Source organism: Segetibacter sp. 3557_3, from assembly GCF_004354985.1.
GTDB lineage: Bacteria > Bacteroidota > Bacteroidia > Chitinophagales > Chitinophagaceae > Segetibacter.
In genome coordinates this window covers 1-11,635 of record NZ_SMSK01000006.1, presented here as the reverse complement: position 1 = coordinate 11,635, position 11,635 = coordinate 1, and the positions used below count along the sequence as shown (strand labels likewise).

Sequence of the window (11,635 nt, the reverse complement as noted above, 5' to 3'; positions counted from 1 at the left end):
AACATAATAAGCCGGGACCAACATCCCGGCTTTTTTATGCCATCAATATGCCTTATCGTTTCTTTGTGGAAGCCTGGTAGTGTAGATCGAATACTTCTCCCCTTTCGCCATTTCACTGGCCAGCCCTTGTACCACAACTTCGCCGGTAGCGGTGTTTACCTTTACAACGGTACCACCACTGTAAAACTGGGGGTTTGAATATTCAAAGGCTCCGCGTGACCGCTCATTTGTTAAGGTGACGAAGTCACCAGCTTTGATTTTATTAGCTGACTCGCTGATGAAACTCCAGGAATTTTCCCTTTCATTTACGGCTTGTATGGCCTTAGCTTCTGAAGCAATGTTTTCCGATTGTACCCCGCCCTGATCGATTTTGTACCCTTTGCTTCTTACGGTCACAAAATTATAACGAACCCTTCCGGCAGTAACGATAAAGGGTGCAGGTATCTCGCCCTTGTCTACAAGAACATCGTTTACTGATAACCCAATTTGATAAATGGGCTTACCATACAAAGCAATCAATGTTTTGTCGAAAACTGCATCATCACATTGTAATACTTGTCTGGGGTTCCTGATGAGTTTGTCTTTTTCAAGTTGCGAGCCCATCAGGTAAATAAGACAGTTGGTGATGTAAAAAGTATTGCTTCTTTGTTCAAAACAACCTCCGAGGGAATAAATTTCCTCCGCAAAACCATTCATAAAGTTCGATGCATTGCCAAACCATGCGCCAACCCTGCAAAGGTATTTCACCTGGGCAATGTTAAACCCGTTGACAATTGGCGGGCAGGCGCTTCCACCTGATGTGTAGCTGTAGCTATCAAACACAGTTTGTGTCTGTCCCCAGCAGGTGAAGTTTTCAATTCGAACCTGCCTGTTCTGCGAACTACCCGTGGACACTGCGACGTTTGAATGGTCTGACCAACAGTTTGTAAGAAAGATGTTTTCGCCATTTTGCAAGCCTGCAGGACTAATGCAGAAATTCGCGACAAATGAACTGATATAAACGTTGTTGATCTTTATACTGGTACTACCGCTGTTACTTATTTCGGTATAATATTTAAGTTTTTTGGGGTACCTAAACCGGGTTGTTGCCGTATAAAAAGGATCGATTACAATGCCTGCATGGGGTGCGTTGGCATTATCAGCAACCCCATTGGTGGTAAAACTTTTCGTATTTACCATGTCCCATATGCTGAAGTTAAACAAGCCAGTGTTTTGGCCTTCGATCTTTATATCGGATATGGTGCAGCCTTTACCTTTTTGCAGGTAAATGGCAGCACCGGTTTTATCGAGTAACTTAAGTTTTGTTCCACCGCCGATGTTCGGATCAAAGGCATTTCCATCACCGTAGAGATCCATTGTAACATATTCGGAGGGCTTGCCTTCAGGACCATTCCTGATAACTATGCCTTCGCTAAGTTCGATTTCTCCTTTCGGTAGGTTAAGACTTACACCTTGTTTGATGCATTCGTTAACAGCTTTTTGAAGTGCCGGGTAATCATCTTTGCCATCGTTCACAATTACGCCCCACCAGCTGGCTTCGGCCCTGCCGTAGAAAACCCTCCGGTAATAATTATTACCACTTTTGGTGTACAGTACGCCAACATCTTCAGTCGTAAGTTTTCTTCCATGGTCAGCGGTAGACACCAATTGCCAAACTGGTTTCTCAAGGTTAATTTCGGTTTGTGATTGAGCTGCAGGGCTAAACAAAAGAATAGTTGCTGCTACTTGAAAGAGATGTTTCATCATTGATAGAAGTTTTGAAAGGTGTGATGCTGTTAAGCTACAGGAAAACATGGAAGCATCTTTCGGGAGTATCGCCTGCTGAATTGTGTTATGAAAATATTAACCATCAAAGTGTAGAAAACAAAAGGCCCCGATAGAAATCGGGGCCTTACAAATCAGCATGAGAAAATATTTGAAACCTGTTTAGGTATGTTGGTCGATATATTTGTGCAACCTCCCGGGCGCATTTTGATTATTGCTGCCCTTTAACGACACCAGCTATCATTTTATTGCAACTAATACAAAAACTTTACGGCTTAATAATATGTACACCCTGTTGTTAGGCCGCGGCAACAAACTGAGCAAATTGCAACAGGGAATAAATAAAAAAGCCTTGAACCAGTTGTGATACTGTGTTCAAGGCTTTTATCCTGTAGAGCGTACGGGAATCGAACCCGTGATTCCTCCGTGAAAGGGAGGTGTCTTAACCCCTTGACCAACGCTCCATCTCTTTAAGGGAGTGCAAAAATAGGGGCATCATCCATTTCCGCCAAAACTTTTTTGAAATTTAATTCGAATGTGGTTTACCCATTTATAGGGCTACATATATAAGGATGTTTGAAATAAGTATTGACGATTTAAACATGAGCCATGGAGTGCCTGTTAGATGGAATACCAGATATTGCAATAATGTGAAGCAGAATAAAGCTTTGCTGTACAAGAGAGTGACACAACGATGTTGAATTAAGTATCAACGCTGGCTCAAAAAAAATTGTGATACCATATACCGGCATTCATTGTAATTTCGCGTCGGTTTTTTTCACGTATAAAAAAAATTCTATGAGTACAGTAAAAGTAGCCATTAACGGTTTCGGACGTATTGGTCGGTTGGTGTTTCGTCAGATTTACAACATGGAAGGTATTGATGTTGTAGCAATTAACGATTTGACCAGTCCTGCTGTGTTAGCACACCTACTAAAATATGATAGTGCACAAGGTCGCTTTAATGGCCAGGTGAGTAGTTCGGAAAATGCAATAACTGTAGATGGTGAGGAAGTAAAGATTTATGCGCAGAAAGACCCGTCTCAGATACCCTGGGGAGAACACAATGTAGATGTTGTTATCGAAAGTACCGGTTTCTTCACCGACAAGACCAAGGCTGAGGCCCATCTTGCCGCAGGAGCAAAAAGGGTAGTCATTTCAGCTCCTGCAACAGGTGAGCTAAAGACCATCGTTTTTAATGTCAACCACGAGATCCTGGATGGTAGCGAAACAATCATTTCCTGCGCATCATGTACCACTAACTGCCTTGCACCAATGGCGAAGGTGTTAAACGATACATTCGGAATCGTTACCGGGTTTATGACAACAATCCACGCTTATACCAACGATCAGAATACACTTGATGCACCACATCCAAAAGGAGATCTCAGGCGTGCAAGGGCTGCTGCAGCGAACATTGTTCCCAACAGCACCGGTGCTGCAAAAGCTATCGGCCTGGTGTTGCCGGAATTAAAAGGCAAACTTGATGGTAGTGCACAACGTGTTCCAACAATCACCGGCTCGTTAACAGAACTTACAACTATACTGAACAGGCACGTGACCATTGAAGAAGTAAACGCCGCCATGAAAGCAGCAAGCAATGAAAGCTTTGGTTATAACGAAGATGAAATCGTAAGCACAGACATCATTGGTATCGACTTTGGTTCTTTGTTTGATGCAACGCAAACAAAGGTGATCACTGCGGGGGAAAACCAACTGGTAAAGACGGTTAGCTGGTACGATAATGAGATGAGCTATGTTAGCCAGCTTGTACGTACGGTTAAATACCTGGCGGGGTTGATTAACAAGTAAACCTATCTGGAGCGTTTAACTTTCAGGCTGCCGCGAAAGAATTGCGGAAGTAATATTTAAACCGCGGCGTGAATGCTGCGGTTTTTTTGTTTTCCGATGTATTTTCTTTACTTCAATTTCGCCACAAAGCACAATTGGGCATAATAAGCTATCGGTGGTACAAATATTATATAGTGGTAAGTTAAGAGTGGTTGGTTACTGTCGGATTTGAGTGTATAATCGGCCAGGCGCCCGTACACAACCACGAGCAGAGCTTGCTGACCTTACCAGACGAGTTCGGCAGCAATCATGCAAACCGGATGGTAACGCCGGCAGGGTGAAGCCCAAATACCTGACCAGCTAACATAGATTTATGACAAGTACACCACTTTGTAACGCTTACAAATCATTTTTAAACCAATAATCATGAGCAAATTTCAGGAACACACTTTTTCAGGTCAGAAAGCGCTGGTACGTGTAGACTTCAATGTACCGTTGGACGATAACAACCAAATCACCGATGATAACCGGATTAGTGCGGCCGTTCCAACAATTCAAAAGATTCTTGCCGATGGTGGAAGCGTAGTTTTGATGAGCCACTTGGGTCGACCCAAGGGAGGACCAGAGGAAAAATTTTCTTTGAAACACCTTGTCGCCCATCTTGGAACATTGTTGAATACAAATGTTCAATTTGCCGACGACTGCGTAGGGGAGTCCGCTGTTCAGGCTTCGCAAAAACTTCAACCCGGAGAGGTGTTGTTACTCGAAAACCTTCGCTTTTATAAAGAAGAAGAAAAAGGCGACGTTGGTTTTGCAGAAAAGCTCAGCAAACTTGGGGATGTTTATGTAAATGATGCGTTTGGAACTGCACACCGCGCGCACGCTTCCACTGCAGTAATAGCGCAGTTTTTTCCAGGTGATAAAAAGATGTTTGGACTACTCATGGAAAGTGAAATTGTGAATGCTGATAAAGTTCTGAAATCCGCAGAACAACCTTTTACCGCCATCCTCGGGGGAGCAAAGGTGAGTGATAAAATACAGCTTATTGAAAGCTTATTGGAGCGCGCCCACTTTATTCTGATTGGCGGTGGAATGGCTTATACATTTTTAAAGGCGCAGGGTAAAGAAATTGGCAATAGCCTTGTTGAAGAGGACAAACTCGAACTTGCAAGAGAGTTGCTGGAAAAAGCAAAAGCAAAAAGCGTAAACATCATGTTGCCCGCCGATAGTGTGGTAGCAGATAAGTTTGCTGCTGACGCAAACACCAAAACCGTTTCAAATGATCAAATACCCGAAGGTTGGATGGGGTTGGACATCGCGGAAGAAACAGTGGACCTTTTTGGAAACATCATTTTGGGAAGCAAAACAATCATGTGGAACGGGCCAATGGGCGTTTTTGAAATGGAGAAGTTTCATTACGGAACGCTGGAGATAGCTAACCTCATCGCAAATGCCACGCAAAAAGGTGCATTTACGCTTGTTGGCGGTGGCGACAGTGTAGCTGCAGTAAACAAGTTTGGTTTGGCTGACAAGGTGAGCTATGTAAGCACCGGAGGTGGAGCAATGCTCGAGTATTTTGAGGGTAAACAACTGCCCGGGATCGCAGCGATAAACGATTAATAACCGGTTAAAAGCATAGCGTTTATTTAATCTGTAGTTAATGTTAATTGCGCGTCGAGGAGTTGAGCCTTAATTTGTTCTGAATAACACTACATTTGGTGCACAAAAATTAAAACAAACAATGAAGACAAAAAATTTAACCCTGATCATAATTATTGCAGCTGTGCTTTTACTTGGTGGTTGTGGTTGTGGTCAATATAATTCACTGGTTACTCAGGATGAGACCGTGAAGAACGCATGGAACAAAGTGCAGAGTGATTACCAACGCCGGAGCGATCTGATACCAAACCTGGTTGCAACCGTCAAGGGTGCAGCGAACTTCGAAAAAGAAACGTATACCCAGGTAGCATTGGCGCGTGCAGGTCAACTTAAGCAGGCTGTAAATGTACCGGTAGACAGCCTTTCGCCGCAGAAAATGCAGCAAATTCAGCAGGCCAGTACTGAAGCGTTAAATGCCGCAAGAATGGTGATTAACGTAGCCGTCGAGCGTTATCCTGATTTAAAGGCAACAGGTAATTTCAGCAACTTACAAGTTCAGCTGGAAGGAACCGAGAACCGGATTAAGACTGCCCGTAATGATTATAACGATGCCGTTCAAACCTACAATACACAGGTTCGTCGTTTTCCAACCAACATTTTCGCAGGCATGATGGGCTTCAAACAGAGAGCAGGTTTTGCAGCCGAGGCCGGGGCTGATAGAGCCCCCGATGTTCAGTTCTAACTTAAAAGTATTTGGGTATGGACTTATTTCCTTTTAAGAAAAAGAGGCAATTTTTCACCCCTGAAGGGCAGCAGCAAATAGTTGCTGCCATTCAGGAGGCTGAAAAGAATACAAGCGGCGAAGTAAGGGTTTATGTTGAAAGCAAATGCAACTACGTTGATCCCGTGGAGAAGGCCCGTGAACTATTCTTCAAGTTGCAGATGGAAAAAACCAGAGACCGCAACGCGGTGCTTCTCTACATTGCAATTGATGATCATCAACTGGCCATCTTTGCTGATGAGGGCATATACCAACGTTCTGGTGCGGACTTCTGGAACATTGAGGTGAAAAAAATGATATCCGACTTTACAAAAGAAGATTACACGACCGGTATCGCCAACTGTGTCATCGATATTGGTGAGGCGCTTAAAACCCATTTCCCCTACGAGAAAAACGATAAAAATGAATTGCCGGACGAGTTGATCTTCGGGCACTAAATCACAATCCCGCCAGTTCGCGGGATTTCTTAATATTATGAAGTTTCTCTTATCAATATTCTTACTGGTATTAACGGCTGTGGCAGGCTACGCACAGGATATTCCTGCACGGCCAAATCCACCCCGGTTAGTTACCGATTACACGAATACCCTTACTGCCGATCAGAAAGCCGAACTGGAAAGAAAACTCGTCGCTTACGACGACAGTACCAGCAACCAGATCGCTATCGTTATTGTTCCTAATACCGACGGTTATGCCCCTGTAGATTACGCAACCAAACTCGGACGCGACTGGGGCATTGGCAACAAGAAATCAAATAACGGCGTACTTATTCTGGTCAGCACCGATCCTAATGAGCGTGCCGTTTTTATAGCCCCTGGTTATGGTCTCGAGGGGGCCTTACCTGACATCACCTGTAAAGCAATCATCGACAACGAAATTCTGCCAAACTTCCGGGCCAATGATTATTTCCGTGGTCTTGACCTCGGCACTACTGCCATTATGCGAGCTGCAGCGGGAGAATATAAGGCTCCCGCAGGTTATCGACAACGCAAGTCAAACTCTGGCGGCGGAAGTGTTCTGGGGATAATCATTATTATATTTATCATCATAATGCTTTCAAGCCGTGGGGGAAGAGGTGGCGGCGGTGGAATGATGAGCCGACGTGGATATGGTGATATCGCTACCGGAGCAATCCTCGGAAGTTTGCTTAGTGGAGGCAGGAGAGATGGTGGATTTGGTGGCGGCGGTGGTTTTGGAGGAGGATCCGGCGGCGGTGGATTTGGTGGTTTCGGGGGAGGTAGTTTTGGTGGTGGAGGTGCAGGTGGTAATTGGTAGCGTTCATCACTTAATAAATAAAATTAAAGGGGCCGTACAGTTGTACAGCCCCGTTATTTTTTAAGTGTAATTAGTTTAACGGTAAGTGGTAGTATCTACCGCCAATAATTAAGACTTCTCTTTCAAAAACCTATCGATGTATTCAGCTTGTTCCTGCCTGGTAGTTTGATCACCAAGCTTGCGATTGTTGAGCTTCTTGTTTTTTAGCCCGGTTAACTGCTTGTTTATTTCATCTTTGTATTCTTTCGAAAAAGATGCAACCCGGTCTCTGAACGCTATTATACGATCAACTCCTCTGTGGAAATTTGTTGAATTTGTAACGTTCCCCAAAAAGGTCAGGTAAGTCTTTAATTGAACAAATTTTTCATACATCGACGCACTGTCAAAGGCAAGTGTCATCCTGTCGAAGTCCTTGTCCGAAAAAGTCAGCACCTCAGCCAACTTCAAGGCTTCCGCAAGACGTCCGCGGGCATCTTGTTGTAACTTTGGTAATAGGGGCACAACGGCTTCCTCATCAATGCTCATCAAGGCCTCCAGCGCTGCTCCGGCAACCGAATACGAAGAGTCAAAAAGTGCTTTTAAAAAGAACTGACGGTAGGAGCTATCCTTCTTTCGTGCAAGCAGGTCAATTGCTTCGGCCCGTGTGGTTCGCTTCTCATCCTGCTCGGCAATCATACGGACCTTGCGGAAAACCTCTTCAGAAACTTTAGATGCATTTAAACCACTTAACGCACGTTCCCTCAACTCATAATAGCGATCAGCCAGCGCCAGTTCTATAATTGAATTTGCGATCAATGAGTCCCTGTTCTTTATTGCATATTCTAAAGCTTCCCTGCGATCCACATAGTTCCCAACCTTATACTGCAACATATACGCTTCTGCAGTTTTGGTGTCTTTCTTTTCAGCCAATAAAACCTTGTCTGCATCAACATTAATCAGGTCTGGTTTTGAGAGGACTTTAAAGGTGAAGGTATCTGTTTTGCGATCGGTTTCAACGTTATAATGCTGGCGGTTCTGTCCAGAATAAATGTCTATGGCAAATGGTAATTTAAAGGCGTTGTCGCTATTCTGCGTTTGCTTCAGGTATACAGACGCGGTTGTGGTTGTGGCATCATAACCATAACTGATTTCAAGCCGCGGGTGACCACTGCTATAATACCATTGGTTCCAGAACCAATTCAAGTCTTTGCCGGTAACCTCTTCAAATGCAAGCCTGAGGTGGGTCGCTTCTGTGTTCTTAAACTTATGGGTTTTTAAATAAAGGTTTAGCCCTTTAAAAAAAGCAGAGTCCCCAATGTAGTTCCTTAGCATATGAACAATACGACCGCCTTTATTATAGCTAACCAGGTCAAACATCTGTTCTTTGTCGTTGTAATTAAAGCGCACCAGGTTGTCATTATGTGCCGGGAGTGATGATGCATAAGCCTGCATATCTTTATAGTTGTGAGCATCGGCCGCATCCTTTCCATAACGGTGTTCTAACCAGATTACCTCACTATAATTAGCCATACTTTCATTTACAGTCAGGTTGCTCCAGCTTTCTGCAGTCACCAGGTCACCAAACCACTGGTGAAACAACTCGTGCGATATATAATCTTCAAACTGGTTGCCGTCTACAAGCTCTCTGGCGTTCTGTTGCAGGGCTTCGCGGTGAAGCGTTGCCGTAGTATTTTCCATTGCTCCACTTACATAGTCACGACCAACAATTTGTGCGTACTTGATCCATGGATATTCTACACCAAGTACCTGCGAAAAATGCCGCATCATAGCGGGTGTTTCACCAAAGATTTTCCTTGCAACACCCGCGTATTCTTTTTCAACATAGTAGCTAACTTCCTTTCCTTTATAGCTGTCTCTAATAATTGCGTATTCGCCAACGCCCATAAAGAATAAGTATGGCGAGTGTGGTAGGTCCATTTTCCAATGGTCCGTTCGAGTGCCATCTTTATTCACCTTTTGGCTCATCAACTTGCCATTTGATAATGTTACGTACTTCGAGGGCACCGTCATGGTGATCTCCTGTGTGCACTTTTGATTTGGCTTGTCAATGATGGGCACCCATACAGAAGTTGCTTCAGTTTCGCCCTGCGTCCATATTTGCGTGGGCTTGTTTTTTTCAGTACCCAGGGGGTTAATAAAGTATAAACCCTTTGCATCCTGGATGGCTTGGCTGCCCTTGCCTTTATACTCATTAGGTTTGGCCGTGTATTCAACATAAACCTGGTATGTTTCAAGGCGGGAGTACGATCGGTCCAGTTTGATGCGCAGGTTCATTCCATCATATTCGTGCTTGAGTGGGATTAATTTGTTGTTTTTAGCAAGCGAAACCTGCGAAAGGGTCATGCCTTTTGCATCCAGTCTCAGGGAGTCTGTAGCATAAAAATGTGGCTTCAATGTTAGCCAAACTTTACCGGAGAGATAGCTTTTTGCATAATCAAATCTTACATCAAGTTTAGCATGTTCTACGTTGTTGATCCGTTCGTCGGTCGCACGGTAAACGCTACTTCGTGCACCGGCTTTCGTTAAGGTTCCCTGGCCAAAAACCGCTAGTTGGGTCAAGAGCACTACACTTGTTAATAATCTTCGCATCTATTCGTTTTTCTTTTTTTGGTTACCGGCAAAATAACAACATTCAACATCGTTGTGTCACTCACTTCAACTTAGGGTGCAAAGCCGGGCTTTCTCTGTGCATATAAGATGCCAACTACGTAGTTAACCTTAAACGGGTTTTGTCATGCATTGAAGCTTCGTCCAAAAATTAATTAACAAAGGATAAAAGACTATTGTTGAAGAGCTGGGAAGTATATAGTACAATCAGCAGTTTTTTTTGGCAAATAACAAACCTGATCACTTTCCCGATTGCCTTCGTACAATTGCAAATCAACCTGTATAGCAAGGGTTGCGATTATTATGCGTTACTTTCTTGAAGTTAGCTATTCGGGCGAGCGTTATGGAGGTTTTCAAATACAAACAAATACGCCAACTATTCAATCTGAGGTTGAACGGGTATTAGCCGTTTATTTCCGCTCCCCGGTTAAACTTACCGGCGCCTCACGCACCGATGCCGGGGTTAATGCGCTTAAGAACTATTTTCATTTCGACACCGGGCACCCCGTAAGTGAAAGATTAATTTACAACCTTAATGCAATGCTTCCTGTAGACATTGCGGTCCGTAGCATCAAACAGGTACGTCCTGATGCTCATGCAAGGTTCGACGCAACCAGCAGGAAGTATCAATATTATATTTATAATTTTAAAAATCCTTTTTTATTCAACAGGGCCTGGTATCATCCTTACCCCCTCGACATTCTCCGTTTGCAGGAAGCTGCCGCGATTTTATTGGGTTACTCCGACTTCACTGCTTTTTCCAAAAGAAATAGTCAGGTAAATAACCATATCTGTCATTTGCATAGGAGTGAATGGAGTACAGATGATCATTGCCTGGTTTACGCTGTTGAGGCAAATCGTTTTTTAAGAGGAATGGTGCGTGGACTGGTGGGCACCATGGTGGAAGTTGGCCAGGGTAAACGTACGCCAGCCGACTTTCGCAAGATTATCGAAGCAGGCGATCAAACCAAAGCAAATTTTTCACCCCCGGGTAAAGGGCTGTTTCTGGTAAATGTTCACTATCCGGAAAACATTTTTTTGTAACGGCATTCGTTCTTTGTTTTGTAGAAATGATCCTCCACACTCCGTACGTTTAGGCCTTTAACAAATTTTTACCTGAGATTTAGAAGTTATTACAAGGCGTATAAGTTTCGTTCCTATATTTGCACCCCGCTATCAAAAAAGCGTATAGTTCTTTAAGGTTGCAAGGGCATTTTTGGGAATAGAACTTTTTTCTGTTTGCGTTATTGAGGCCGAAAAAAAATCTAAAAAAAAAGGTTGATTTGAACATCAAAAAGTTGGTGGTTTTCTACAAACCTTTTACCTTTGCACTCCGGTTTAAAAAACAACACAAACCTGGTGGTTTTGGCGGTTCATCCGCTTCAGTTTATCCAGGTTTTATATAGGTTCTTTCTTTATGGTTTTGCTCGTTTTTGGTTCAAATAATTTGAAATGAGTTAAGATTATTTAGTTAGAGCAAAAGTTCTTTGACAGATTGGAAAGTAACAGCGTGAGATAGATGAGTGATCATTTATTTACACAGGTAGGTTAGCGTTAGAAACAATTAGATCAGACGTTAATTATTTTTATTTTGAGAATTATTGATGTCAGCGATCAAAACTCATTTACAATGGAGAGTTTGATCCTGGCTCAGGATGAACGCTAGCGGCAGGCTTAATACATGCAAGTCGAGGGGCATCGGGGTAGCAATACTGCCGGCGACCGGCAAACGGGTGCGGAACACGTACAGAACCTTCCTTTAAGTGGGGGATAGCCCAGAGAAATTTGGATTAATACCCCGTAACATTATTTAGTGGC

The 11,635-nt window shown here is 43.5% G+C and carries 8 protein-coding genes, 1 tRNA gene and 1 rRNA gene; 7 read left to right on the top strand and 3 right to left on the bottom strand.

Features of this window, described 5'->3' with window-relative positions; genetic code table 11:
* Nucleotides 1–42: 42 nt before the first annotated feature.
* On the bottom strand, nt 43–1,746 hold the full coding sequence (locus tag EXU57_RS11150) for a hypothetical protein (protein WP_133268294.1): 1,704 nt from the start codon (nt 1,744–1,746) through the stop codon (nt 43–45).
* A gap of 410 nt (nt 1,747–2,156) precedes the next feature.
* Nucleotides 2,157–2,228 (bottom strand) — tRNA-Glu (locus EXU57_RS11145).
* A gap of 334 nt (nt 2,229–2,562) precedes the next feature.
* Between EXU57_RS11145 and gap the strand changes: the two genes are divergently transcribed.
* The 5 genes from gap (at nt 2,563) to EXU57_RS25765 (ending at nt 7,210) form a co-directional block, all read left to right on the top strand.
* Nucleotides 2,563–3,576: a type I glyceraldehyde-3-phosphate dehydrogenase gene (gene gap / locus EXU57_RS11140; RefSeq protein WP_133268293.1), complete on the top strand. Its 1,014-nt coding sequence runs from the start codon at nt 2,563–2,565 to the stop codon at nt 3,574–3,576.
* A 405-nt stretch (nt 3,577–3,981) separates the two neighbouring features.
* Nucleotides 3,982–5,175, top strand: coding sequence for a phosphoglycerate kinase (locus EXU57_RS11135; protein ID WP_133268292.1), 1,194 nt, complete (start codon nt 3,982–3,984; stop codon nt 5,173–5,175).
* Between the two features lie 121 nt (nt 5,176–5,296).
* On the top strand, nt 5,297–5,896 hold the full coding sequence (locus tag EXU57_RS11130) for a LemA family protein (RefSeq protein ID WP_133268291.1): 600 nt from the start codon (nt 5,297–5,299) through the stop codon (nt 5,894–5,896).
* A gap of 17 nt (nt 5,897–5,913) precedes the next feature.
* Nucleotides 5,914–6,372 carry a TPM domain-containing protein gene (locus EXU57_RS11125; protein WP_133268290.1) on the top strand — a complete coding sequence of 153 codons (459 nt, stop codon included), beginning with the start codon at nt 5,914–5,916 and terminating at the stop codon, nt 6,370–6,372.
* Between the two features lie 37 nt (nt 6,373–6,409).
* Nucleotides 6,410–7,210 (top strand): TPM domain-containing protein, encoded by an 801-nt coding sequence (locus EXU57_RS25765; RefSeq protein WP_133268289.1) that lies wholly within the window; start codon nt 6,410–6,412, stop codon nt 7,208–7,210.
* A gap of 108 nt (nt 7,211–7,318) precedes the next feature.
* Here EXU57_RS25765 and EXU57_RS11115 read toward each other — a convergent pair whose 3' ends face one another.
* Nucleotides 7,319–9,799 (bottom strand): M1 family metallopeptidase, encoded by a 2,481-nt coding sequence (locus EXU57_RS11115; RefSeq protein WP_133268288.1) that lies wholly within the window; start codon nt 9,797–9,799, stop codon nt 7,319–7,321.
* A 321-nt stretch (nt 9,800–10,120) separates the two neighbouring features.
* Here EXU57_RS11115 and truA point away from each other — a divergent pair, with 321 nt between their 5' ends.
* Both truA and EXU57_RS11105 read left to right on the top strand, forming a co-directional pair.
* Nucleotides 10,121–10,861 (top strand): tRNA pseudouridine(38-40) synthase TruA, encoded by a 741-nt coding sequence (truA, locus tag EXU57_RS11110; RefSeq protein WP_133268287.1) that lies wholly within the window; start codon nt 10,121–10,123, stop codon nt 10,859–10,861.
* Nucleotides 10,862–11,444: 583 nt separating this feature from the next.
* Nucleotides 11,445–11,635: ribosomal RNA gene (locus tag EXU57_RS11105) — 16S ribosomal RNA — on the top strand; the annotation flags it as partial.